Genomic DNA, 25606 nt, shown 5'->3' with positions numbered 1-25606 from the left:
GTCAATGCTTGCGATGCGGGCAATTTTCCTTCGTGCACGCACCATAGAGCGCGAGCGCATGTTCCTGCAGCCGGAAACCGCGCTGCTTCGCGATGGCCTGCTGGCGGTTCTCGATTTCGGGGTCGAAGAATTCCTCGACAAGACCGCAATCGATGCAGACGAGGTGGTCGTGGTGCGTCCCTTCGTTCAGCTCAAAAACCGCTTTGCCCGATTCGAAATTGCTGCGCGTCAGCAGTCCGGCCTGCTCGAATTGCGTCAGCACGCGATACACGGTCGCGAGGCCGATATCGAGTTCTTCGTGCAGAAGATTCCGGTACACGTCTTCCGCCGTGAGGTGACGCACGGGGCTGTGCTGGAAGATCTCAAGAATCTTGAGGCGCGGTAGGGTCGCCTTGAGCCCGATATTCTTGAGATCGGTTGGATTGGTCATGGCAAGGGATCCCTAGAGTACAATGCAGGGTTCAATAGTAATTGGATTTGCCGTTCAGGTCATCTTCGACGGAAACTTGCAAACCTACGTGGCTCGTAGCCGCTCCGCTTCATGGCTTTGATGCATGGCGTTGATACATCGCTCTGATACATGGCTCTGATTTTCATGGCAGACAGAGCCCGCACGGTGAGGGAAATGATTCCAAAATCTGTATTGTTCTACCGGGGGAGCCGCATGCGGAGTACCTTGCTGGCCGCGGCGGCCGTGGCGCTGGTTGCCGGGTGTTCCACATACGATAGCGTGACGCAGAAAATCGCGCAGAGCATCACGCCGTACCGCATTACTGTCGTGCAGGGCAATTTCGTGTCGAAAGAAGCCGCCGCGCAAATGCAGGTCGGCATGTCGCGCGCGCAAGTGCGTCAGTTGCTCGGCACGCCGTTGTTGACGGACATGTTCCACGCGGACCGCTGGGACTACCTCTTCTATTTCAAGCGCGGCTCGACGTCGATCGTCCAGCAGCGCGATTTCATCGTGATTTTTGCGAACGACCGCGTCGCCAGCTGGTCGGGCGGCGAAGATCTGCCGTCGAATCTCGAGCTGCTCGCCGATATCGACGGCGATAAGTCGGGCAAGAAGAAGCGCGCGACAGCGGTTGCGGCAAGCGCAGCGAGCGCGCCGGCCGCGGCGGCTTCCGGCGCGTCAGCGGGCGTTGCGGCGGCTCCGCAGCCGCCTGCTACGCCATCGCCGGATACGGTGCTTTCACCCACCGCCGAAGCGGCGCAGGCAGGCAGTTTGCCGGCAGAAGACCCGAACGCGCAGGCGGCCCAGGCAGCGAACCGGCTGACCAACGCGGTGCAGGCGCCGGCTGCGGGTACGACGCCGTCGGTGCGCGCGGGTACGCCGCAGTCGAACGGTGGCGTGCCGCAAGGGGCGACGGCGCCGGGTCAGCCGCAGTTCCACTTCCAGCGTCCGCCGCCGCCGCAAATTCAGGGCGTGCCGCAGGACAACCCGGTCGGGCCAACCGGTCCGCAGAGCAGCAATCCGCAGACGCCGGCGCAGCCGCAATCACAGCCGGCGTCGTGATTATCTGATTGTCGGGAACGGGCGGCGCCTTTTCTGGTCCGCCTTGCAGGGTCCGGCTTGTGTGGTCCGCTTTCTGCGGTCCATTTAGCGGTCCGTTCCCGTATTGCCGAACATGCAGCGGCGCGGCTGTCAGATCCCATGCCGCGTCACGTCGCGAGACACGTTACCGAGTCAGCCATGAACATTGCCATTGCCGGCGCATCGGGCCGTATGGGCCGCATGCTCATCGAAACCGTTCTCAACGAATCTGACATGACGCTTTCGGGCGCGCTCGATCGCGCCGGTACGCCGCAGTTGGGCCAGGACGCGGGCGCATTCCTCGGTAAGCAGACGGGCGTCGTGTTGTCGGACGATATCGACGGCGTGCTCGCGAAGTCGGATTTTCTGGTCGACTTCACGCGTCCCGAAGGGACGATCGCGCATGTCGACGCGGCGCTGCGTCACAACGTGAAGCTCATTATCGGCACGACCGGTTTCGATGAGCCGCAAAAAGCGCATCTGCGTGCGGCGGCCGAAAAGACCGGCATCGTGTTTTCGTCGAACATGAGCGTCGGCGTCAATGTGACGCTGAAGCTGCTCGAATTCGCCGCTCGCCATTTCGCGCAAGGCTACGACATCGAGATCATCGAGGCGCATCATCGCCATAAGGTCGATGCGCCGTCGGGCACCGCGCTGACGATGGGCGAAACGATCGCCCACGCGCTCGGCCGCACGCTCGACGATTGCGCGGTGTATGGTCGGCATGGCGTAACCGGCGAACGCGACCCGTCGACGATCGGCTTTTCCGCGATTCGCGGCGGCGATATCGTCGGCGACCATACGGTGTTATTTGCAGGCACCGGCGAGCGCATCGAAATTACGCACAAATCGGCGAGCCGGTTGTCGTATGCGCAAGGGGCGCTGCGCGCGGTACGGTTTCTCGCGCAGCGTGACAGCGGTCTGTACGATATGCAGGACGTGCTCGGGCTTCGTTAGGCGGGCCTTTGCGCGTGGCGCACGTCGAGCGCGCCGCGGTTGCGTCCTGTTTCGTTTCGGTTGCGTCCCGTTTCGCGCGCGCGTCGCGTCCGTTTCGTGCGTTGCGTGCGCCGTGCGCGCTACGTCCGCTACGTTCGTTACGCGGCGGGTCGTGCCTCGAGGCACCATGATCTGCGTTTGCGGCATCGCCGCCCGTGCGCTGTGTGCTGCGTCACGCGAAGCGTCCGCATTCGCCCTTTCAAACAGCGAGGTCAGATGGCAAGCACCGGCATCCTCCATTACCTGCAAACCAGCGATGCAATCACGCATGGCGTCGCCTATGTGTTGGCGGCGATGTCGGTTGCCAGCTGGTGTTTCCTGATCGTCAAGGGCTGGATGCTCGGGCGCGCGAAGCAGCAAGCGTCGCGGGCGATCGCGATTTTCTGGCAGGCTTCGGCGTTATCCGACGGCCTCGTCGCGCTGCGGCGCGCCGATAGCGAGCGCGTTTTCACGCCGCTCGCGGAAGCGGCGCTGCGCGCGTCGGAAATCGAAACGCCGGGCGCGATGCTCGCACGCGTCGAGCGCAGCGAGCGCGTGCTGCGCGCGTTGCGCGAGGCGCTCAGCAGGTCGCAGAGGCGGCTGGAGTTTGGACAGGTGCTGCTGGCGTCGGTGGGCAGTACCGCGCCGTTCGTCGGTCTGCTTGGCACCGTCTGGGGCATCTATCACGCGCTCGGCAGCATCGCCGAAAGCGGGCAGGCGATGATCGGGAATGTCGCCGGGCCGGTCGGCGAGGCGCTCATCATGACGGCGTTCGGGCTCGTGGTCGCGATTCCGGCAGTGCTCGCCTACAACGTGCTCGGGCGCCTCGTGCGGCAGCTGTCGGAAGAGCTCGACGGCTTCGCGCATGACCTGCATGCGTACGTGTGCGCGCCGGCCGAACGGCCGCCACGCGATGCGGTCGAACACGCGGCGAGCCGCAACGCGACCGCGCACCAGTAGCACGGGCGTTAGCGCAGTCCCGCAACCACGCGGAGAATGAACGACATGGCATTCGGCGGACTCGACAGGCACAAGACGGCCGCGCCGATGGCGGACATCAACATGACCCCGCTGATCGACGTGATGCTCGTGCTGCTCGTCATTTTCATCATCACGGCGCCGCTTTTCACGCATGCGATACGGCTCGATCTGCCGCGCGTGGCCGCGTCCGAGGCACGCGAGACGCCGCAAACGGTGACGCTCTCGATCGACGCAGCGGGCAAGATCTACTGGGACGACAAGCCGGTTACGCTCGACCAGATGCGCGCGCGGTTCGACGCAGCGGGCAAGCAGAAGCAGCAGCCGGAGATTCATCTGCGCGCCGAACGGACCACGCAGTATGAGGTGATCGCGCAGGTAATGAGCGCGGCGCAGCAGGCAGGGCTCGAGCGGATTGGCTTTGTGACGCAGCCGCCCGTTGCGGCTTCGGGCGGCGCCGGATTCTGAGCGGCGCGTCGGGGTCGCGCTTTCACCCTGACGGCCAGCGACCGATCGACGGCCCGTCGCGCACTGTCCGCGCGGGCTGCATGCGCGGTGAACGGCGCGGTGAACGGCGCAGTGAACGGTATAATCAGCGTTTTCCCCAGAGAACGGGGAATAAACGACATTCCACTAGCCGAGCACGGTCCGTCGCAGCCGCCCCGGACCCAGCGACACCACCCAACCATGCACGAAAAGTACATCCCCTCCGACGTCGAAGCTGCCGCGCAAGCCCAATGGCGCGCAACCGACGCTTATAAGACGACGGAAACCGCCAATAAGCCCAAGTTCTACTGCGTGTCGATGCTGCCGTATCCGTCGGGCAAGCTGCATATGGGGCACGTGCGCAACTACACGATCAACGACGTGATGTACCGCTATCTGCGGATGAACGGCTACAACACGCTGATGCCGATGGGTTGGGACGCGTTCGGCATGCCGGCGGAAAACGCCGCGATGGCGAACAACGTGCCGCCGGCGAAGTGGACCTACGACAACATCGCCTACATGAAGGGGCAGATGCAGTCGATGGGTCTGGCGATCGACTGGTCGCGCGAGGTCACCACCTGCAAGCCCGACTACTACAAGTGGAACCAGTGGCTGTTCCTGAAGATGCTCGAGAAGGGCATCGCGTACAAGAAAACCGGCACGGTGAACTGGGACCCGGTCGATCAGACGGTGCTCGCGAACGAGCAGGTCATCGACGGCAAGGGCTGGCGTTCCGGCGCCGTCGTCGAGAAGCGCGAGATTCCGATGTACTACATGCGGATCACGCAGTACGCGGACGAGCTGCTGAACGACCTCGAAGGCCTCGGCTGGCCCGAGCGCGTGAAGGTCATGCAGCAGAACTGGATCGGCAAGAGTTTCGGCGTGAATTTCGGCTTCCCGTATGAGATCGACGGCGAGCAGAAGCTGCTGCGCGTGTTCACCACGCGCGCCGACACGGTCATGGGCGTCACGTTCGCTGCGATCGCCGCCGAGCATCCGCTTGCCACGCGCCTCGCGCAGGGCAGGCCCGAACTGCAGGCGTTCATCGACGAATGCAAGCACGGCGGCGTCGCCGAAGCCGACATGGCGACGATGGAAAAGAAAGGCATGGCGACGGGCTTTTACGTCACGCATCCGCTTACGCACGAAAAGGTCGAAGTGTGGATCGGCAACTACGTGCTGATGAGCTACGGCGAAGGCGCGGTCATGGGCGTGCCTGCGCACGACGAGCGCGACTTCGCGTTCGTGAAGAAGTACGGCATTCCGGTGAAGCAGGTGGTGGCAGTCGAAGGCCAGAGCTTTTCAACCGACGCATGGCAGGAGTGGTACGGCGACAAGGAAAACGGCACGCTGATCAACAGCGGCAAATACGACGGCCTCAACTATTCGCAGGCCGTCGATGCGATCGCGGAAGATCTGAAAGCGCTTGGCGTCGGCGACAAGCAGATTACGTATCGTCTGCGCGACTGGGGTATTTCGCGTCAGCGCTATTGGGGCACGCCGATCCCGATCATCCACTGCCCGACGTGCGGCGATGTGCCGGTGCCCGAGCAGGATCTGCCGGTCGTGCTGCCCGAGGACCTCGTGCCGGACGGCACGGGCAATCCGCTTGCGAAGTCGGAAGCGTTCGTCAACTGCGCGTGCCCGAAGTGCGGCGGCGCCGCGAAGCGCGAAACGGACACGATGGACACGTTCGTCGATTCCGCGTGGTACTTCTATCGCTATGCGGCACCGGACGCGAAGACGATGGTCGACGCGCGCACCGACTACTGGATGCCGATGGACCAGTACATCGGCGGCATCGAGCACGCGATTCTTCACCTGCTGTATTCGCGTTTCTGGGCGAAGGTCTCGCGCGACCTCGGCATCGTCAAGTTCGGCGAGCCCGCGAAGAACCTGCTCACGCAAGGCATGGTGCTCAACGAGACGTTCTATCGCGAAGACAGGTCCGGCAAGAAGACGTGGTACAACCCGGCCGATGTGACCGTCGCGCACGACGACAAGGGACGTCCGGTCGGCGCGACGCTCAATGCGGACGGCCAGCCGGTCGAGCTCGGCGGCGTCGAGAAGATGTCGAAGTCGAAGAACAACGGCGTCGACCCGCAAGTGCTCATCGATCAATACGGCGCCGATACCGCGCGTCTCTTCACGATGTTCGCGGCGCCGCCCGAACAGCAACTCGAGTGGTCGGGCGCGGGCGTCGAAGGCGCGAGCCGCTTTCTGCGCCGGGTATGGACGTTTGCGCATGCGAATCACGCGGCGCTGCGCGAGCGCGTATCGTTCGACGCATCGCAACTGGCGGACACCGAGAAAACCGTGCGCCGCGAGATTCACAGCGTGCTGAAGCAGGCCGATTTCGACTATCAACGGCTGCAATACAACACCGTCGTCTCGGCCGCGATGAAGATGCTCAACGCGATCGAAGGCGCGCGCAATGCGCAGGCGGCCGTGCTGCGCGAGACGTACGGCATCCTGCTTCGTGTGCTGTATCCGGTGGTGCCGCACCTCACGTTCCAGCTGTGGCAGGAACTCGGCTACGCGGACGAGTTCGGCGCGCTGCTCGATGCACCGTGGCCGAAGGTCGACGAAAAAGCGCTCGAGCAGGCCGAGATCGAGCTCGTGCTGCAGGTGAACGGCAAGGTGCGCGGCGCGCTGATGGTCGCCAGGGACTCCCCGCGCGAAACGATCGAACAGGCGGCGCTCGCGCACGAGATGTTCGCGAAGTTCAGCGAAGGGCGGCCGGCGAAGAAGGTGGTGATCGTGCCGGGCCGGCTCGTCAATATCGTCGCGTGATCGCAGCAAACGCGAGCGCGGCGCAGGCGACCCGCCGCCTGTGCCGCCCGACGTCGCCTTTCGACGTATGCCAAGAATTAACTGCGAACCAGGAGCCAAAGTGACTCGCAGATCGTTTCTGACGCTAGCGTGCAGCGTAGCGATGCTGTCCGCGTGTGGCTTCCAGCTACGCGGCCAGTCGGACTACGCGTTCAAGCGTCTCGCCATCGCGGGCGCGCCGCCGGCGTTCGCCGCGCGTCTGACGCGCATCGTTCAGGGCGGCAGCGACACCGTCATCGTCAATTCGCCGGTCAATGCGGACGCGGTTCTTCGCGTGACCGAGTCGCTCGGCAATAGCGTGCTGACGCTGAATTCGCTCGGTGTGGTCGAGGAATATGCGTTGACGTATTCGATCAATTACACGCTGGTCGGATCGGACGGCACCGTGTTGATTCCGTCGAGCGTGATTTCGTTGAATCGCGCGATGACATATAGCGATCAGTTTTCGCAGTCGAAAGCCGCGGAAGCCGACATTCTGTACGCGGACATGCGTAACGACGCGGTCGATCAATTGTGGCGGCGTCTGGCGATCGTGAAGTCGCTGCATCCGGCGCCGGGGCAGGGCGTGCCGGCGGTCGTGCCGCGCGCGCCGCTGCCGCCGCCGCCGCTTTGACCGGTTTCGTCCTTGCTTACCGCTGAATCTGACCATGCAACTGCGACTTGACGCGCTTGAACCGCATCTGGCTAAAGGGCTCGCCGGCCTGTACGTCGTGTACGGCGACGAGCATCTGCTCGCGCAGGAAGCGACTGACCGGATTCGCGCGGCAGCGCGCGCAGCGGGTTTTACGGACCGCAACGTGTTCACGGTCGAGCGCGGTTTCGATTGGAGTTCGCTGCTAGGAGCGAGTCAGTCGATGTCGCTGTTCGGCGACCGGCAACTGGTTGAGCTGCGCATTCCGACGGGCAAGCCCGGTAAAGAAGGCGCCGAAGCGTTGAAGACGCTTGCCGGCGCGGCCAACCCTGACGTGCTGACGCTTGTTACGTTGCCGCGTCTCGATGCGGCGACGCAGAAGGCCGGATGGTTCACCGCGCTTGCCGATGCCGGCGTGGCGCTGAAGATCGATCCCGTCGAACGCGCGCAGTTGCCGAACTGGATCGGGCAACGGCTTGCGCTCCAGCAGCAGCGCGTGACGCCGGGCGACGAAGGTCGGCGCGCGTTGCAATTCATGGCGGAGCGTGTCGAAGGGAATCTGCTCGCCGCGCATCAGGAGATTCAGAAGCTCGGGCTGCTGTATCCGGCCGGTGTGCTCACGTTCGAGCAGATTCACGACGCGGTTTTGAACGTCGCGCGGTACGACGTGTTCAAGCTCAATGAGGCGATGCTCGCAGGCGATGTGGCACGGTTGTCGCGGATGCTAGATGGCCTGCGCGGCGAGGGTGAGGCGGCGGTGCTCGTGCTGTGGGCGGTCGTCGAGGAGATACGGACGCTGCTGCGCATCAAACGTGGCGTCGCGGCGGGCAAGCCGCTCGCGATGCTGCTGCGCGAAAACCGGGTCTGGGGGCCGCGCGAAAGACTGGTCGGGCCGGCGCTGTCGCGCGTCACCGAAAACGCGCTGGAGAAGGCGCTGGGCCTCGCTGCGAAGCTCGACCGGCAGGTGAAGGGTCTGTCGGGCACGTCGGGCAGTATGCCGGGACGGCGTCGTGCCGGCGATCCGCCGCCTGATCCGTGGGCGGGGTTGTTTGAGCTGGCCATGACGGTCGCTGCGACGCCGGCGGCGGCGGACAAAAGTGCCCGGCCGGCCAGCGCGGCGCCGCGGATTCCGCCGGGCGGGAGACCGTCGCCGGGCGCCGGGTTCGAGCGGCGGTCGTCGTAGGCGTTCCGGCTGTCATGACTTGCGCGGTGTCGGCGGTGGACCCGGTTACGCAGTCGCTGAGCGCCGATCCACGGCGGTCCGCGGCGGCTGTTCGTGGCCGCGCCGACCGAGCTTCTGCCCGCTCGCAACGCCGCTCCCGACTTACAATCACTCCAACGTTCGCTAACTGACAGCATCCGCGCACTTCGATCTCAAGGCGGCGCGGCACGAAGAGACATCACCATGGATATCGACCAGTACATGACCGACCTCGGTCGCCGCGCGCGCAAGGCGTCGCGCGCGATGGCGCGGGCGTCGACAGCGGCGAAGAACGCCGCGCTCGAATCGATCGCGTGTGCGATCGAACGCGATGCGGCGTCGCTCAAGAACGCAAATGCACGCGACGTCGCACGCGCCCGCGAAAAAGGACAAGACGCGGCATTTGTCGATCGGCTGACGCTGTCGGACAAGGCGCTGAAAACGATGGTCGAGGGCTTGCGCCAGGTGGCCGCGCTGCCGGATCCGATCGGCGAGATCAGCAACCTCAAGTACCGGCCGAGCGGCATTCAGGTTGGACAGATGCGCGTGCCGCTGGGCGTGATCGGCATCATCTACGAATCGCGGCCGAACGTGACGATCGATGCGGCGGCGCTGTGTTTGAAGTCGGGCAACGCGACCATCCTGCGTGGCGGATCCGAAGCGCTCGAAAGCAACACGGCGCTCGCGAAGCTGATCGGCGAAGGGCTCGACGCCGCGGGCTTGCCGCGGGAAGCCGTGCAGGTCGTCGAGACGCCGGACCGCGCCGCAGTGGGCAAGCTGATCACGATGACCGATTACGTCGACGTGATCGTGCCGCGCGGCGGCAAGAGCCTGATTGCGCGGCTGATGGAAGAGGCGCGCGTGCCGATGATCAAGCATCTCGACGGCATTTGCCACGTGTACGTGGACGATCGCGCGGATCTCGCGAAAGCGATGAACGTCTGCGACAACGCGAAGACGCATCGCTACGGCACATGCAACACGATGGAGACACTGCTGGTCGCGCGCGAGATCGCACCGGCGATCTTGCCGCGGCTTGGCAAGCTCTATCGCGAGAAAGAGGTCGAGTTGCGTGTGGATCGTGCCGCGCGTGCGGTGCTCGAGACCGCAGGTGTCGCGCCGTTGGTCGATGCGACGCAAGAAGACTGGAGTACCGAGTATCTCGCACCGGTTCTCGCGGTCAGGATTGTCGCGGGTCTCGATGAAGCGATCGAGCACATCAATACCTACGGTTCGGCTCACACCGATGCCATCGTGACCGAAGACCACGATCGCGCCATGCGTTTTCTGCGCGAAGTCGATTCGGCGAGCGTGATGGTGAATGCCTCGACGCGTTTTGCCGATGGCTTCGAGTTTGGCCTCGGCGCGGAGATCGGCATCTCTAACGACAAGCTGCACGCGCGCGGTCCCGTGGGGCTGGAGGGCTTGACCTCGCTGAAGTATGTGGTGCTTGGGCACGGCGAAGGACGTCAATGAGTTTGTTGGCTTGATCAATCGACTTCGAACGCAAAACAAGGACTGTCGATGCTCTGGATCAAAACGTTTCATATCGTATTGATCGCTGCATGGTTCGCGGGGCTTTTCTATCTGCCGCGAATCTTTGTGAACCTCGCGATGGAGACTGAGCCGGTGGCGATCGCGCGGTTGCTCATCATGGCGCGCAAGCTGTTCCGGTTCATGACGCTTATCGCCGTGCCGGCGCTCGCTTGCGGGCTCTGGTTGTGGCTCGCGGTCGGCATCGGCAGCGGGCAAGGCTGGCTTCATGCGAAGCTCGGCGTGGTCGTGCTGCTGGTGATCTATCACGCGTATTGCGGCGTGCTGCTAAGGACCTTCGAGCGCGGTGAAAACCGTCGCTCGCATAAATGGTATCGAATGTTCAATGAGCTTCCCGTGCTCGGAATGCTTGCGGCTGTGGCGTTAGTGGTTATCAAACCGTTTTAAGTCAATTTTTGTCGCTCCAAATTGCCGTCAGAAAACGCTATATAAGCTAGCAAATCTAGCTTTAGCGTTTTCTGACGCGCGTCAGAAGTTCCTCTGATTTCTCCATATTCAGGTTGACGAACGTCAAGGCGTTTATCCGCCTGCCTGATTGGCCTTTCAATTAAATTTCAATTGCTGTTTTAACGTCGATGTGCCACAGCGTTTCTGGCCGAGCGACGGTGCGGGCGCTCGCGCCGGTGGCTGACGTAAGCCGTGCCATTACGGGCTGTCGGCGAATGTCAATGCGCCTTTTGTCCTACTTCTCCTGCCTTCGTCCGAAGCTTACAAAAGCCTATTCGGAGTTGTCCGATATTCCCTTAAGAGCGTGTCCCATAAAGTTCATCTCGCGGTAGATGGGCTGGGCAGATTCTCTCTCTTCTCAAATTTCTCCTGTCCCACCTCCCGGCTTCGGCCGATTGACACGCGACAGTGGTTCACGAGTTTTCGTGTCCCGAGGCCGGTCTGAAGTGTCCATTTTTTTCTTTGGCTAATGGCTCCGATTACTCGGCGCCGCGGGATGTTTTTGCGTCTTTTCTAGCTGCAAAGGTTATTCCGAGATATTTAGGATTGTGCGATGAATAAGGCTTATCGGTCGGTTTGGAATGAATCCACTGGGACGTGGATGGCAGTGCAGGAGAATGCGAAGGGACGTGGGAAACGAGCGTCGAAATCTGTTGTTGCGGTCGCGATCGCAGCAGGTGCTCTGGGTCTGGCTGATCATGCGGCGGCAGGTAGTTTGGACGGCGGCACGATCGGCAGCGACCCGCATATGTCGGCATACGGCAATGCCTCTAAGGCGACGGGAATAGATGCGACGGCAGTGGGGTATAACTCGGTCGCGACTGGTGTTAACGCTACTGCACTCGGTAACCAGCTTACTGTTCAGGCATCCGGTGGTATTGGAATTGCCGGCAATTACGAAAACATCGTCGCTGTGGACAGCGCATCGACAGACGGGATCGCGATCGGTACAAATGCATTTGTGAAGAACGCGGTGTCGGGCATCGCATTGGGCGCTAATGCGCAGACCACGGCTCAATCGGCTGTAGCGCTTGGTGCCAATTCTGTGGCCGATCGCGCCAATACAATTTCAGTAGGTAGCAGTACCTCCCAGCGCCAGATCGTAAACATGGCGAAGGGCACGGCTGACACGGACGCAGTAAACGTCTCGCAGCTCAAGGGAGTGACGACGGCGCTGGGCGGCGGCTCGACGGTAAATGCGGACGGCACTATCGCGGCACCGACGTATAAAGTGGCGGGCAGCACATACAGCGACGTCGGCACGGCGCTCGCGGCAGTCAATGCGATTGCGGCGAATGGTTCCACGGACGGTGTTAAGTACGATACGTCGGCGCACGATAAGGTGACGCTCGCAGGCGGCACGGCCGGCACGACAATCACGAACGTGAAGGCCGGTGCCTTGAGCGCATCGAGCACAGACGCCGTCAACGGCTCGCAGCTGTTTGCAACGAACGCAAACGTCACGAACGTGACGAATACGGTGAACAGCATCACCAACGGCGGCGGCATCAAATATTTTCACGTGAACTCCACGGCTGCCGACTCGAGCGCCTATTCTGCCGGCGACATTGCCATCGGGGCCAACGCCTCGGCAAGCCGCGCCGGTTACAGCGGGCAGGGCAACTCTATCGGTATCGGTACGAATGCGGCCGGACAAGGTGTCAATTCCATCGCCATCGGTAACGGCGCTTCGACCAACACCGGCACGCTGTATTCGGGCGCTAGCTCGATTGCCATGGGCGCGGGCGCGTTTTCGGAAGGCAGCGGCGCAATCGCGATCGGCAACGGAAGCAACGCCGGCTTTGCGACTGGCTTTGACACGAACTCGGTAGCGCTGGGTACGAGCGCCTACGCCAAGAGCTCTTCCTCGACCGCATTGGGTGCCAACGCCTCGGTGAAGGCGAGCAACAGCACGGCTGTCGGTACGAGCGCAAGCGCGACGGGTGCCAACGCAGTGGCATTGGGTGCGAGCTCGGTGGCGGATCGCGACAATTCGGTGTCGGTAGGTTCCACGTCAACGCAGCGCCAGATCGTGAACATGGCCAAGGGCACTGCCGATACGGATGCGGTGAACGTCTCGCAACTCAAGGGCGTGGCGACGGCACTGGGCGGCGGCGCGGCGGTGAATGCGGACGGCACGATCAAGGCGCCGACGTACACCGTGCAAGGCCAGACGAAGAGCGACGTAGGTTCGGCCCTGGCCGCAATCGACACGGCGACGACCGGCAATACGACGTCGATCACGAACCTGACGAATAACATCAACAACGGGGCAGTTGGCCTGGTCCAGCAGGACGCGACGAGCAAAGCGATCACGGTGGCGAAGGCGACCGCCGGCACGACGGTGGACTTCACCGGCACGGCGGGTACACGTCAGCTGAAGGGCGTCTCGAAAGGCACGGCCGATACCGATGCGGTGAACCTGGCGCAGCTCAAGGCAGCGGGCCTGAACGTCGATACATCGGGCAACGTGACGGGCGCGTTCGTATCGTACGACGATGCCACGAAGGGCAAGGTCACGCTCGCAGGGGGTACGGCCGGCACGACGATCACGAACCTGAAGGCGGGCGCAATCAGCGCGACCAGCAAGGACGCAGTCAACGGTTCGCAACTCTACTCGCTGGCGTCGAGCGAAGCGGCCGCACTCGGCGGCGGCTCGGTCGTCAACGCGGACGGCAGCATCTCGAAGCCGACGTACACGGTCGATGGCAAGTCAGTCAACGGCGTTGACGGTGCGGTTAGCGCACTCGACACGCGCATCACCGATGCCACGTCTTCGACCGCCCAAATCTCCGATAAGCTCAAGTACGTGAAGTTCGGCCAGACCAGCGCACTCGATGCAACCGCGTCTGGCCAGGACGCAGTTGCGATCGGCGGCTACGCCCAGGCAATTGGCGACAACACGCTGGCGATCGGTTCGCAATCTCGCGCGATGGGTACGAACTCCGTCGCCATCGGGTACGGCTCGTCCACCACGCAAGCCAACACTTTCGCAGTCGGCTCGAGCACGTCCAAGCGCCGCATCGTGAACGTTGCGGACGCAACCGGCGTCAGCGACGCGGTCACGCTCGGCCAGATGAACACGGCCATCGGCGCGGCGATCACGAGCTCGGGTGTGAAGAACAACGGCATGCTCGGTGCCTCGACGATGCTGCTCGGTGCGACGTCCAGCAAGACGCCGGATCAACTGATCGTCTCGGGCCCGACAACCCTGTCGACCCCTACCGACGCACTCGGCAAGAACGGCATCGCCATGGGCTTGAACGCGCATGCCAACGCCGACAACGCGGTCGCAGCCGGTCAGAACGTCAGCGTGCTCGGCTCGAACGGCGTCGCAGTCGGCCAGAACATCGCGGTCGGCGCGGACTCCGCCGTCGGCATCGGCGTGGGCACGTCGGTCGCCTCCGAGAACGCCGTCGCAATCGGTAGCAACGGAACCGAAGTCAACACCGGCGCGGCGAACGCAGTCGCAATCGGTAGCGGCGTGTCGGTCGGCGGTCAGAACTCGGTCGGCATCGGCAGCAACATCGTCGTCGGCACCGCGAACAGCGTGGTGCTCGGCGCGAACAGCTCGGACGACAACCGTGCGAACACGTTATCGGTCGGTTCTTCGGCAGTGCCGGGCATGGGCACGAGCGTGGTGCGTCGCCAGGTCATCAACGTGGCGGCCGGTACGCAAGACTACGACGCGGTCAACGTATCGCAGTTGAAGGGCGTGACCTCGACGCTCGGCGGCGGCGCAGGCGTGAACACGGATGGCTCGATCAAGAAGCCGAGCTATACCGTGGCAGGCGGCACATATACGGATGTCGGTTCGGCGCTCGCCGCAGTCGATACCAAGGCAGGTAGCGGATCAGCCGACGCCGTCAAGTACGACAGTTCCGCGCACGACAAGGTCACGTTCAGCGGCACGAGCGGCACGACGCTGACGAACGTGAACGCAGGCACGGCGGACAAGGATGCCGTGAACGTGGCGCAGCTCAAGGCAGCGGGTCTGAACATCGACACGTCGGGCAATGCCACGAACTCGTTCGTCGCCTATGACGACACGACGAAGACCAAGATCACGCTCGGCGGCGGCACGGCCGGCACGACCATCACGAACGTGAAGGCCGGTGCACTGAGCGCCTCCAGCACGGACGCCGTGAATGGCGCGCAGTTGTATGCGACGAACCAGAATGTGAGCTCGATCAACACGCAGATCACGAACATCAACGGCAAGATGGCTGATGCGGTGATGTACGACTCGTCGGCGCACGACAAGGTTACGCTCGGCGGCGGCACGGCCGGCACGACCATCGCCAACGTGAAGGCGGGCAAGTCCGACACGGACGCCGTGAACCTCGCGCAACTGAAAGCGGCGGGCCTGAACGTCGATACGTCGGGCAACGTGACGAATTCGTTCGTCGCCTACGACGACACGACGATGGGTAAGGTCACGCTCGGCGGCGGCACGGCCGGCACGACGATCACCAACGTGAAAGCGGGCGCGGTTACTTCGACGAGCAAGGACGCGATCAACGGTTCGCAGCTGTACGGCACGGCAAGCAGCACGGCGGCAGCGCTGGGCGGCGGTTCATCGGTGGACGCGAACGGCAAAATCACCAAGCCGAGCTATAACGTGGCTGGTAGCACATACGGCGATGTCGGTTCGGCGCTGGCAGCGGTGGACGCGAAGGCGGCATCGGGCTCGGTCGACGGCGTGAAGTACGACTCGTCGGCGCACGATACGGTGACGTTCAGCGGCACCAGCGGCACGAAGCTGTCGAACGTAACGGCCGGTACGGCCGACACGGATGCGGTCAACCTCGCGCAACTGAAGGCGGCAGGCTTGAACGTCGATACGTCGGGCAACGTCACGAACTCGTTCGTCGCCTACGACGACACGACGATGGGCAAGGTCACGCTCGGCGGCGGCACGGCCGGCACGACGATCACCAACGTGAAGGCAGGCGCGGTCAGCTCGGCGAGCAAGGATGCGATCAACGGCTCGCAGCTGTACAGCGAAGCGAATAGCATCGCCACGGCACTCGGCGGCGGCGCGGCAGTGAACACGGACGGCACGATCAAGGCGCCGACGTACACGGTCCAGGGCCAGACGAAGAGCGACGTAGGTTCGGCCCTGGCCGCAATCGACACGGCGACGACCGGCAACACGACGTCGATCACGAATCTGACGAACAACATCAACAACGGCAAGATCGGTCTGGTCCAGCAGGATGCGGCCACCAGGACGATCACGGTGGCGAAGGCAACCGACGGCACGACGGTGGACTTCACCGGCACCGCGGGCGCGCGTCAGCTGAAGGGCGTGTCGGCAGGCAAGGCGGATACCGACGCAGTCAACATGGCGCAGCTGAAGGCAGCGGGCCTGAACGTCGATACATCGGGCAACGTGACGAACTCGTTCGTCGCCTATGACGACTCGACGAAGGGCACGATCACGCTGGCAGGCGGCACCGCGGGCACGACGATCACGAACCTGAAGGCTGGCGCCGTCGGCGCAAGCAGCACGGACGCGATCAACGGTTCTCAGTTGTATTCGCTCGCTTCCAGCGAAGCGGCGGCATTCGGCGGCGGCTCGACGGTCAACGCGGACGGCTCGATCTCGATGCCTGAGTACACGGTCGGCGGCAAGACGGTCGACGGCGTCGACGGCGCTGTGACGGCGCTCGACACGCGCATCACCGACATGTCGTCGGCGATGACGGAAATTGCGCCGAAGCTGAAGTACATCAAGTTCGGCGACACGAACGCGCTCGACGCCACGGCAGCAGGCGCAGACGCAGTCGCGATCGGCGGCTTTGCCCAGGCAATGGGCGACGGCGCTCTGGCAATCGGCGCAAACGCGCGAGCAATGGCGACGAACTCGGTCGCGATCGGCTACGGTTCGTCGACGTCGCAAGCGAACACGTTCGCAGTCGGTTCGACGACGAGCAAGCGCCGTATCGTGAACGTCGCGGACGGTACCAGCATCAGCGACGCAGTGACGGTCGGCCAGATGAATACGGCCATCGGCGCGGCGATCACGAGCGCGGGTGTGAAGAACAACGGCATGCTCGGCGCCTCGACGATGCTGCTCGGTGCGACGTCCAGCAAGACGCCGGATCAGCTGATCGTGTCCGGCCCGACGACGCTGTCGACGCCGACCGATGCGCTCGGCAAGAACGCGATCGCCATGGGCTTGAACGCGCATGCCAATGCGGACAACGCAGTGGCAGCGGGCCAGAACGTCAGCGTGCTCGGTTCGAACGGCGTCGCGGTCGGCCAGAACATCGCGGTCGGTGCGGACTCTGCAGTCGGCATCGGTTCGACGGTGTCGGCGGCTTCGATCAACTCGGTGGCGATCGGCAGCAACGGCACCGAAGTGAACACGGGTTCGGACAACTCGGTCGCGATCGGTAGCAACGTGTCGGTCGGCGGCAAGAACACGGTCGGTATCGGCAGCAACATCGTCGCCGGCACGGAAGGCAGCGTGGTGCTGGGCGCGAACAGCTCGGACGACAACCGTGCGAACACGGTATCGGTCGGTTCTTCGGCAGTGCCGGGCATGGGCACGAGCCTCGTGCGTCGCCAGATCATCAACGTGGCGGCCGGTACGCAAGACTACGACGCGGTCAACGTGTCGCAGTTGAAGGGCGTGACCTCGACGCTCGGCGGCGGCGCAGGCGTGAACACGGATGGCTCGATCAAGAAGCCGAGCTACACCGTGGCAGGCAGCACGTATAGCGACGTCGGTTCCGCTCTCGCGGCAGTCGACGCGAAGGCGGCGACCGGTTCGGTCGACGGCGTGAAGTACGACTCGTCGGCGCACGACAAGGTCACGTTCAGCGGCACGAGCGGCACGACGCTGTCGAACGTGAACGCCGGTGCGGCGGACACGGATGCCGTGAACGTTGCGCAGCTGAAGGCAGCGGGTCTGAATATCGACACGTCCGGTACGGTGACGAACTCGTTCGTCGCCTACGACGACGCGACGAAGACCAAGATCACGATGGCCGGCGGTACGGCGGGCACGACGATCACCAACGTGAAGGCAGGCGACCTGAGCGCCTCCAGCACGGACGCCGTGAATGGCGCGCAGTTGTATGCGACGAACCAGAATGTGAGCTCGCTCACGACGCAGATCACGAACATCAACGGCAAGATGGCTGATGCGGTGATGTACGACTCGTCGGCACACGACAAGGTCACGCTCGGTGGCGGTACCGCGGGCACGACGATCACGAACGTGAAGGCAGGCGGCATCAGCGCAGCCAGCACGGACGCGGTCAACGGTTCGCAACTGTACGGGACGGCGAGCAGCACCGCAGCGGCACTGGGCGGCAATTCGTCGGTGAACGCGGACGGCACGATCAGGAAGCCGAGCTACAACGTGGCAGGCAGCACGTATAGCGACGTCGGTTCGGCCCTCGCGGCAGTCGATGCGAAGGCAGCGACCGGTTCGGTCGATGGCATCAAGTACGACACATCGGCGCACGACAAGGTCACGTTCAGCGGCACGAACGGCACGACGCTGTCGAACGTGAACGCCGGCTCGGCCGACAAGGACGCCGTCAACGTGGCGCAACTGAAGGCGGCGGGTCTGAACATCGATACGTCCGGCAATGTGACGAACTCGTTCGTCTCGTACGACGACGCGACGAAGGGCAAGATCACGCTCGGCGGCGGTACGGCCGGTACGACGATCGCGAACGTGAAGGCCGGCGCGGTGAACGCGACCAGCAAGGACGCGGTCAACGGCTCGCAGCTGTACACCGTGGCCAACAGCACGGCGGCAGCGCTGGGCGGCGGCTCGACGGTCAATGCGGACGGCTCGATCTCGGCTCCGACGTACTCGCTGAACGAAGGCTCGACGAAGGTTCACACGGTCGGCGATGCGATCAGCAACCTTGATGGCCGTGTCACGCAGAACACCGGTGACATTACCGACATCAAGAACACGCTGATCGACGGCGGTGTGATCGACGGCTCGACGGGCAAATCGCTCGCCGTGGTGTACGACAACGCGGACAAGGACTCGGTGACGTTCGGCGGCAAGGGTGCAACGGCTCCGGTCGCGCTGCATAACGTGGCCGCGGGTGTAGCGGATACGGACGCCGTGAACATGTCGCAATTGAACGCGACGAACACGCGCATCGACAATATCAACTACAACATGGGCAACATCGGCGATGCCGTGATGTACGACTCGTCGACGCATGATCGCCTGACGCTGGGCGGCCTTGCTGGCGGCACGACGACGGCGCCGGTGATTCTCACCAACGTCGCGGACGGCGCGAGCAAGTACGATGCGGTGAACTTCGGTCAGTTGTCCGCGCTGCAAGGTCAGGTCACGAACCTCGACAACCGCGTGACGGTCGTCGAAGGCCAGGTGATCAACCAGGGCGGTGGCGGTAGCTGGAACAACGACGCAGGTGGCAAGAAAATCACCAACGTCGCAGCCGGCACCGAAACGACCGATGCGGTCAACGTCGGTCAGTTGAACGACGCAGTCGCAGACGCGCATAACTACACGGACTCGCGCGTCGGCGATCTGCCGGACGGCATGACGGCGAAGGACTACACCGACCAGAGCATGAAGTCGATGCAGTCGCAGGTGAACTCCGTCGCGAAGAATGCCTACGGCGGTATCGCCGCGGCAACCGCGCTGACGATGATTCCGGACGTCGATCAGGGCAAGACGATCGCGGTCGGCGTCGGCACCGGCAACTACAAGGGCTATCAGGCTGTCGCGCTCGGCGCTTCGGCTCGCATCACGCAGAATCTGAAGGTGAAGATTGGCGCAGGCATGGCCCCGGGCAACGGCACGACGATCGGTGCAGGTGCTTCGTATCAGTGGTAAGCGGTAGGCGCAAGAGCGGTGCAGTCATGGCCGCTCGAGCGCGGATCGCACGATCTGCGTAGTTATTTTTGCAGTAGATGGTCAAAAGGGCTCCCTCGGGAGCCCTTTTTTATTGCGCCGTCGCCGCGCGATGCGGCACTTATCCTTCCGGACCGATCCGCCTGCGCGTAATCAGATCCTTCGCACCGGCCAGTTTCTCCGCCAGATCCGGCCCGCGCTGCAGCGCCACGCCGACCGCCAGAATGTCGCCGATCGCCAGATGCGAGGTGCGCGACGTCATCGGCGAAAAAATATCCGTGTCTTCATCGACGTTTGCAAAGAGTCCGATCGACGCAATCCGCGCGAGCGGCGAATTGCCATGCGTGACCGCGATCACTTTCGCGCCTGCAGCAAGCGCAGATTTCGCTGCGTCGATGATGTCGCGCGTGCGGCCCGTGTTCGATATCGCGACCACGACGTCGCCTTTGCCGAGTAGCGCCGCCGACATCAGAAAAGTATGCGGGTCCGAATAGGCAACGCTCGGCATGCCGAGCCGGAAGAATTTGTGCTGCATATCGAGTGCGGCGACGCCCGAGCCGCCGGCGCCGTAGAACTCGATCCGGCGCGCGTTCGCGAGCACGTCGATCGCCGCCGCAACGCTATCCGTCGACAGATTGTTGCGCACCTGGATCAGCGCGCCGATCGTACGGTCGAGCACTTTCGCGGCGACCCCCGGTGCCGGTTCATCGGGCCGCACGTCGCGATAGACGGCGGGCACGTCGGCTGCAATACCTTGTGCAAGCCGGATCTTGAACTCGCGGAAGCCCGAAAAACCGAGTGCGTGGCAAAAGCGCGCGATGGTCGGCTGACTCACGCCCGCGCGCGCGGCGACCTCGGTCATCGACAGGTCGAGGACCTCGCGCGGCGCCTCGATCACGTAGTCGGCGAGCTTGCGTTCGGATGGGCGCAACTGGTCGCGCATCGCTTCCACCTGGGACAACATCATCGGAGAACTCGCACTATGCTGAAGAAACGAATGGACTATAGCTGATCAGTAGATTAGGTACAAAAACTACATTTCGCCGCATAGGTGATTTCCCTGGCATCGCGTGGGTGCGGTAAAAAGCCTTTGACGGTGCGGTTTATGAGCCGATCGACTGAATATCGAATTCAGCGCCGGCCACATTGATTCAATGTAGTTTTTCTACTAATATCGTGTTCACGGCTGGAAACGCAAGCCGTGTCCCCGCGATACCGAATCCGGCACGAGCGCCGTCACATGGGCGGATCCGCGAGCCAGAGCGACGAAGGAGCATCATCGATGGTTTCCCCGCATTCGCAATTGATGAAGGTCACGCGGCGCGTGATCGAGCGCAGCAAACCGACGCGCGACGCCTATCTGGCGCGCATCGAACAGGCGCAGGGTCATTTCCCCGCGCGCGGCGCGCTGTCGTGCGCAAACCTCGCGCACGGTTTTGCCGGACTCGAAGGCAACGACAAGTTCGCCATCAAGGCGATCGGCCAGCCGAACATCGGCATCGTGTCCTCGTACAACGAGATGTTGTCGGCGCATGCACCGTACAAGACATTCCCCGACATCATCAAAGCGGCCGCGCGCGAAAACGGCGGCGTCGCGCAGTTCGCGGGCGGCGTGCCGGCGATGTGCGACGGCATCACGCAAGGCAACGCGGGCATGGAGCTGTCGCTGTTTTCACGCGAAGTGATCGCGATGAGCACGGCCGTTGCGCTCACGCACAACATGTTCGACGCAGCGCTGTGTCTCGGCGTGTGCGACAAGATCGTGCCGGGCCTGATGATCGGCGCGCTGCAATTCGGCCATCTGCCGACCATCTTCGTGCCGGCCGGCCCGATGACGAGCGGCCTTTCGAACGACGACAAGGCGAAGATCCGCCAGCAGTTCGCGACTGGCGGCTGCGATCGCGGCGCACTGCTCGAAGCGGAGGCGGCCGCGTATCACAGCCACGGCACCTGCACGTTCTACGGCACCGCGAACAGCAACCAGATGCTGATGGAAGTGATGGGCATGCATCTGCCGGGCTCGGCGTTCGTGCATCCGCACACGCCGCTGCGCGATGCGCTGACCGCACAGGCCGCGCGCCGCGTGCTCGATCTGACGGTGGATCGTGGCCAATATATGCCGATCGGCCATGTGGTCGACGAAAAAGCGGTCGTGAACGGCATCGTCGCGTTGCTCGCAACCGGCGGATCGACGAATCACACCCTGCACCTCGTCGCGATTGCGCGCGCGGCCGGCATCATCATCGATTGGGACGATTTCGACACGCTGTCGCAAGCGGTGCCGCTGCTCGCGAAGGTCTATCCGAACGGCAAGGCCGACGTGAACCACTTCCACGCAGCCGGCGGCGTGGCGTTCCTCGTGCGCAATCTGCTCGAAGGCGGTCTGCTGCACGAGGATGTGAACACCGTCGCGGGCAAGGGTCTTTCGCATTACACGCAGGAGCCGAAGCTCATCGACGGCAAGCTGACATGGGTGCCGGGCGCGCACGAAAGCCACGACACGAAGGTGCTGCGTGGCATCAAGGAGCCGTTCCAGCCCGACGGCGGCCTGCGTCTGATGCAAGGCAAGCTCGGCCGCGGCGTGATCAAGATTTCCGCGGTCGCGCACGAACATCGTGCGGTGAAGGCACCGGCGATCGTGTTCGATTCGCAGGAAGCCGTGCAGGAAGCATTCGATAACGGCGAACTGAAGCGCGATTTCATTGCCGTGGTTCGTTTCCAGGGCGCCCGTGCAAACGGTATGCCCGAGCTGCATCGTTTGACGCCGCTGCTCGGCGTGCTGCAGGATCAAGGTTTTCATGTCGCGCTCGTCACCGACGGCCGTATGTCCGGCGCGTCGGGCAAGGTGCCTGCGGTGATCCACGTGTCGCCCGAGGCGCTGCTGCAAGGTCCGCTCGGCAAGGTCAGAACCGGCGACACGATCGTGATCGACGCGGAAGCCGGCGTACTCGACATCGAGATCGACGAAGCAGAGTGGCAAGCGCGTCCGCTTGCGGTGTGTCACCACCAGGCCGGGAACGAGGTGGGCTTCGGTCGCGAACTATTCGGCGTGTTCCGCGCGTCAGCGGCGCCGGCGGAGCTTGGCGCATCGGTGTTCGGTCCGCTCGTGGGCGAAGCCGCGCATCACGACGACGCACACAGCCATGGCCACGGCGCGAAGGCCGACGCTTCAGCGGATCACGAAGCGAAGCAGCACGCCACCGCCAAAGCCGCGCACGCCCAACCCAGCCACGCATTGCACAAGTAAGGAGTGTGACCATGACGTCAAAGACAGTAAGCGACATCGTTCGACTCGGCCCGGTCATTCCGGTGCTCGCGTTCGATTCGGTCGAGCAGGGCGAGCACGTGTCGCGTGCATTGCATGCGGGCGGCGTGAAGGTGCTCGAAATCACGCTGCGCACCGAATCGGGTTTGAAAGCGATCGAGCGCGCGAGCCAGCTGGCGGAAGATATCGTCGTCGGTGTCGGCACGATTACGAGGCCCGAGCAGTGCGCGCTAGCGAAGAAGGCTGGTGCGCAGTTCGGCGTGTCGCCGGGGCTCACGAAAGACATGCATAAAGCTGCGCAGGACGCCGGCCTGCCGCTGCTGCCCGGCGTCATGACGCCGACCGACATCATCGTCGCGCTCGAACTCGGCTACGAGATCGTGAAATTTTTCCCCGCGCAGCAAGCGGGCGGCGTACCGATGCTGCAAGCGTTTCAGGGGCCGTTCCCCACGCTCAGATTCTGTCCGACCGGCGGCATCACGGCGGAGTCCGCGCCGAACTTTCTCGCGTTGCCGAACGTGGTCTGCGTCGGCGGATCGTGGCTCACGCCGAAGGCTGCGCTTGCCGCGCAAAACTGGGATGAAGTGACGCGCCTTGCGCGCGCCGCGACCGCGCTCGCCGCGCATTGATGGGATGGTCATGCGCTTTCACTGCTAACCTGTTTCACCAAGCAGCAGGCTCTGCATTGCGCATGAAGCCTCGCCGACGCAGCCGCATGGCTGCAAAAGGCGAGGCTTTTTTGTTGCGCGCGCAGATTTAGGGCGAACCGAAAACGCAAGCAAAACGGCAAGCAAAACGCTGCGTGCGCTTCCCATGCCTCGCACGCTCACGCAGTAAAATTCGCGTCCTGGTACGTAACATGCAGCCGCACTCTGGCACCGCATTCAAAACCAATAACGCATAGGAGGAGCTTCATGGAAGCTGTTCACGGCAGCATGCTGCTGGTCTACGGCGTGATCGCGATTGCGGTTCTGATCGTGATGATCACGCGCTTCAAGGTCTATCCGTTCCTCGTTCTGATCATCGTTTCATTGCTGTTGGGACTGGCTGCCGGCATGCCGGCCGGGTCGATCGTCAAGTCGTTCGAGACCGGCAACGGCAATACGCTTGGGCATATCGCGATTGTGGTGGGGCTCGGTACGATGCTCGGCAAGATGATGGCCGAGTCGGGCGGTGCCGAGCGCATCGCGACTACGTTGATACGCTGGTTCGGCGAAAAGAACATTCACTGGGCGATGATGTTCGTCGCGATCATCGTCGGTTTGCCGGTGTTTTTCGAAGTGGGCTTCGTGCTGCTGATTCCGATTGCGTTCAATGTCGCGAAGCGCACGGGCAAGTCGCTGTTGCTGATCGGCTTGCCGATGGTCGCGGGTCTGTCGGTTGTGCATGGGCTGATCCCGCCGCACCCGGCCGCGTTGCTCGCGGTGCAGGCCTATCACGCGGATATCGGCAGAACGATTGTGTATGGGCTGATCGTCGGCGTGCCGACGGCGATTGTCGCGGGGCCGCTGTTCGCGCTGCTGATTCACCGTCAGATCGCCTTGCCGGAAAATAATCCGCTCGCTGCGCAATTCATCGCGCAGTTCGACGATCAAGGCGAACAGAAAAACAAGCGCGAACTGCCCAGCTTCGGTGTGACGCTGTTTACGATTCTGTTGCCCGTTATCCTGATGCTGATCGGCAGCTGGGCCGATCTCCTGTTCGCACCGAAGACACTCGCGAATGATCTGCTGCACTTTATCGGCAACACCGACGTCGCACTGCTGATTGCGGTGCTCGTCAGCTTCTGGACGTTCGGGGCGCAGCGCGGCTTCGATCGCGAGCAGATCCAGAAATTTTGCGGCGAATGCCTTGCGCCGATCGCCGGGATCACGCTGATCGTCGGCGCGGGCGGCGGTTTCGGACGCGTGCTGATGGACAGCGGCATTTCAAAGCAGATCGTCGATACCGCGACGTCCGCGCATCTGTCGCCGCTTTTGCTCGGTTGGTCGGTGGCTGCGCTGATTCGCCTCGCGACGGGTTCGGCGACCGTTGCGATGACTACCGCGTGCGGCATCGTCGCGCCGATCGCGTCCGCAGGTGCGGTTGCCGTGAAGCCGGAATTGCTCGTGCTTGCAACGGGCTCCGGGTCGCTGATTTTTTCGCACGTCAACGATGGCGGCTTCTGGCTGATCAAGGAATACTTCGGAATGACGGTCGGTCAAACGTTCAAGACGTGGTCGCTGTGCGAGACCATCATTTCGTTGCTGGGTTTGGGGCTGACGTTCGCACTCGCGGCCGTCCTGTGAGGAGTGTTCGATGATTCTGATTGCAATGGGCGTGTCGGGCGCCGGAAAAACGCGGATCGGTGAGTTGCTTGCCGAGCGGCTGCATTGCGACTTCACCGATGGCGACGCGTTTCACAGCGCGGCGAACAAGGAGAAGATGCATCAAGGTATTCCGCTCACCGACGAGGACCGCTGGCCGTGGCTGAAGACAATACGCGCGGCGATCGAAGCAAAGCAGAACGCGAATGAGACGGCAGTATTCACGTGCTCGTCGCTCAAACGCTCGTATCGCGACATCTTGCGCGCGGGCGACAAGGACGTGTGCTTCGTCTACCTGAAGGGAACGCGCGAAGTGCTGCAGGAGCGGCTGACGACGCGCACCGGGCACTTCTTCGATCCGTCGCTGTTGCAAAGCCAGCTCGAGACGCTCGAAGAGCCCGGTGAAGACGAAGCGATTACGGTGAGTATCGATCTGACGCCGGCGCAGATCGTCGATGAGGTGCTCGATCGACTGAAAACGCGCTAGCGGGCGTGCCGATCTCCAGATGAGAAGTGAGCCGCCCGTGGCGGCTC

The 25606-nt window shown here is 63.2% G+C and carries 16 protein-coding genes and 1 pseudogene; 15 read left to right on the top strand and 2 right to left on the bottom strand.

Annotated features, from left to right (window positions below; all coding sequences use genetic code 11):
- Position 1 precedes the first annotated feature (1 nt).
- Positions 2-430, bottom strand: a complete 429-nt coding sequence (gene fur / locus QYH69_RS04810) for a ferric iron uptake transcriptional regulator (protein ID WP_075158160.1) — start codon at positions 428-430, stop codon at positions 2-4.
- A gap of 234 nt (positions 431-664) precedes the next feature.
- On the opposite strand from fur, the gene bamE reads away from it, so the two are divergent.
- The 11 genes and pseudogenes from bamE (at position 665) to QYH69_RS04760 (ending at position 19483) form a co-directional block, all read left to right on the top strand.
- Complete coding sequence (gene bamE, locus QYH69_RS04805; RefSeq protein WP_308830754.1) at positions 665-1513, top strand: outer membrane protein assembly factor BamE; 849 nt, start codon at positions 665-667, stop codon at positions 1511-1513.
- A 177-nt stretch (positions 1514-1690) separates the two neighbouring features.
- A complete protein-coding gene (dapB, locus tag QYH69_RS04800; protein WP_308830753.1) occupies positions 1691-2488 on the top strand; it encodes a 4-hydroxy-tetrahydrodipicolinate reductase in 798 nt (265 codons plus the stop codon).
- A gap of 255 nt (positions 2489-2743) precedes the next feature.
- The gene (locus tag QYH69_RS04795) at positions 2744-3466 is read left to right on the top strand and encodes a MotA/TolQ/ExbB proton channel family protein (RefSeq protein ID WP_308830752.1); all 723 of its coding nucleotides are present in this window, start codon (positions 2744-2746) and stop codon (positions 3464-3466) included.
- A 45-nt stretch (positions 3467-3511) separates the two neighbouring features.
- Positions 3512-3952, top strand: a complete 441-nt coding sequence (locus QYH69_RS04790) for a biopolymer transporter ExbD (RefSeq protein ID WP_308830837.1) — start codon at positions 3512-3514, stop codon at positions 3950-3952.
- 219 nt (positions 3953-4171) lie between these two features.
- Positions 4172-6766, top strand: coding sequence for a leucine--tRNA ligase (gene leuS / locus QYH69_RS04785; protein WP_308830751.1), 2595 nt, complete (start codon positions 4172-4174; stop codon positions 6764-6766).
- A 100-nt stretch (positions 6767-6866) separates the two neighbouring features.
- Positions 6867-7418 carry an LPS assembly lipoprotein LptE gene (lptE, locus tag QYH69_RS04780; protein ID WP_308830750.1) on the top strand — a complete coding sequence of 184 codons (552 nt, stop codon included), beginning with the start codon at positions 6867-6869 and terminating at the stop codon, positions 7416-7418.
- 34 nt (positions 7419-7452) lie between these two features.
- Positions 7453-8619, top strand: a complete 1167-nt coding sequence (holA, locus tag QYH69_RS04775; RefSeq protein WP_308830749.1) for a DNA polymerase III subunit delta — start codon at positions 7453-7455, stop codon at positions 8617-8619.
- A 222-nt stretch (positions 8620-8841) separates the two neighbouring features.
- Complete coding sequence (locus tag QYH69_RS04770; RefSeq protein ID WP_308830748.1) at positions 8842-10113, top strand: glutamate-5-semialdehyde dehydrogenase; 1272 nt, start codon at positions 8842-8844, stop codon at positions 10111-10113.
- 48 nt (positions 10114-10161) lie between these two features.
- A complete protein-coding gene (locus tag QYH69_RS04765) occupies positions 10162-10578 on the top strand; it encodes a CopD family protein (protein WP_308830747.1) in 417 nt (138 codons plus the stop codon).
- Positions 10579-11191: 613 nt separating this feature from the next.
- Positions 11192-11479: pseudogene (locus QYH69_RS36030) on the top strand (ESPR domain-containing protein); the annotation flags it as partial.
- Positions 11480-11746: 267 nt separating this feature from the next.
- Positions 11747-19483, top strand: coding sequence for a YadA-like family protein (locus QYH69_RS04760; protein WP_308830746.1), 7737 nt, complete (start codon positions 11747-11749; stop codon positions 19481-19483).
- A 139-nt stretch (positions 19484-19622) separates the two neighbouring features.
- Here the strand turns inward: QYH69_RS04760 and QYH69_RS04755 are convergent, their stop codons facing one another.
- A complete protein-coding gene (locus QYH69_RS04755) occupies positions 19623-20468 on the bottom strand; it encodes a MurR/RpiR family transcriptional regulator (RefSeq protein ID WP_075158148.1) in 846 nt (281 codons plus the stop codon).
- A 315-nt stretch (positions 20469-20783) separates the two neighbouring features.
- Between QYH69_RS04755 and edd the strand changes: the two genes are divergently transcribed.
- From edd to QYH69_RS04735, 4 genes are all read left to right on the top strand, one after another.
- Positions 20784-22748 carry a phosphogluconate dehydratase gene (gene edd, locus QYH69_RS04750; protein ID WP_308830745.1) on the top strand — a complete coding sequence of 655 codons (1965 nt, stop codon included), beginning with the start codon at positions 20784-20786 and terminating at the stop codon, positions 22746-22748.
- 11 nt (positions 22749-22759) lie between these two features.
- Entirely contained in the window at positions 22760-23395 is a 636-nt protein-coding gene (eda, locus tag QYH69_RS04745) for a bifunctional 4-hydroxy-2-oxoglutarate aldolase/2-dehydro-3-deoxy-phosphogluconate aldolase (protein ID WP_308830744.1), read from the top strand.
- Positions 23396-23680: 285 nt separating this feature from the next.
- On the top strand, positions 23681-25054 hold the full coding sequence (locus QYH69_RS04740) for a GntP family permease (RefSeq protein WP_308830743.1): 1374 nt from the start codon (positions 23681-23683) through the stop codon (positions 25052-25054).
- A gap of 10 nt (positions 25055-25064) precedes the next feature.
- The gene (locus QYH69_RS04735; protein WP_308830742.1) at positions 25065-25559 is read left to right on the top strand and encodes a gluconokinase; all 495 of its coding nucleotides are present in this window, start codon (positions 25065-25067) and stop codon (positions 25557-25559) included.
- Positions 25560-25606: the final 47 nt, after the last annotated feature.

The organism is Paraburkholderia sp. SARCC-3016 (assembly GCF_031119615.1).
Taxonomy (GTDB): domain Bacteria; phylum Pseudomonadota; class Gammaproteobacteria; order Burkholderiales; family Burkholderiaceae; genus Paraburkholderia.
The sequence above is the reverse complement of the archived record's forward strand: the minus strand, read 5'-3'. Positions and strand labels throughout refer to the sequence as shown.

What these genes read in the sequence shown, in the direction of transcription:
- dapB (WP_308830753.1), top strand. Translation starts at nt 1,691, where the DNA reads ATGAACATTGCCATTGCCGGCGCATCGGGCCGTATGGGCCGCATGCTC.
- QYH69_RS04770 (WP_308830748.1), top strand. Translation starts at nt 8,842, where the DNA reads ATGGATATCGACCAGTACATGACCGACCTCGGTCGCCGCGCGCGCAAG.
- QYH69_RS04760 (WP_308830746.1), top strand. Translation starts at nt 11,747, where the DNA reads ATGGCGAAGGGCACGGCTGACACGGACGCAGTAAACGTCTCGCAGCTC.
- QYH69_RS04790 (WP_308830837.1), top strand. Translation starts at nt 3,512, where the DNA reads ATGGCATTCGGCGGACTCGACAGGCACAAGACGGCCGCGCCGATGGCG.
- QYH69_RS04755 (WP_075158148.1), bottom strand. Translation starts at nt 20,468, where the DNA reads ATGATGTTGTCCCAGGTGGAAGCGATGCGCGACCAGTTGCGCCCATCC.
- leuS (WP_308830751.1), top strand. Translation starts at nt 4,172, where the DNA reads ATGCACGAAAAGTACATCCCCTCCGACGTCGAAGCTGCCGCGCAAGCC.
- fur (WP_075158160.1), bottom strand. Translation starts at nt 430, where the DNA reads ATGACCAATCCAACCGATCTCAAGAATATCGGGCTCAAGGCGACCCTA.
- QYH69_RS04765 (WP_308830747.1), top strand. Translation starts at nt 10,162, where the DNA reads ATGCTCTGGATCAAAACGTTTCATATCGTATTGATCGCTGCATGGTTC.
- QYH69_RS04795 (WP_308830752.1), top strand. Translation starts at nt 2,744, where the DNA reads ATGGCAAGCACCGGCATCCTCCATTACCTGCAAACCAGCGATGCAATC.
- edd (WP_308830745.1), top strand. Translation starts at nt 20,784, where the DNA reads ATGGTTTCCCCGCATTCGCAATTGATGAAGGTCACGCGGCGCGTGATC.
- bamE (WP_308830754.1), top strand. Translation starts at nt 665, where the DNA reads ATGCGGAGTACCTTGCTGGCCGCGGCGGCCGTGGCGCTGGTTGCCGGG.
- holA (WP_308830749.1), top strand. Translation starts at nt 7,453, where the DNA reads ATGCAACTGCGACTTGACGCGCTTGAACCGCATCTGGCTAAAGGGCTC.
- eda (WP_308830744.1), top strand. Translation starts at nt 22,760, where the DNA reads ATGACGTCAAAGACAGTAAGCGACATCGTTCGACTCGGCCCGGTCATT.
- QYH69_RS04740 (WP_308830743.1), top strand. Translation starts at nt 23,681, where the DNA reads ATGGAAGCTGTTCACGGCAGCATGCTGCTGGTCTACGGCGTGATCGCG.
- QYH69_RS04735 (WP_308830742.1), top strand. Translation starts at nt 25,065, where the DNA reads ATGATTCTGATTGCAATGGGCGTGTCGGGCGCCGGAAAAACGCGGATC.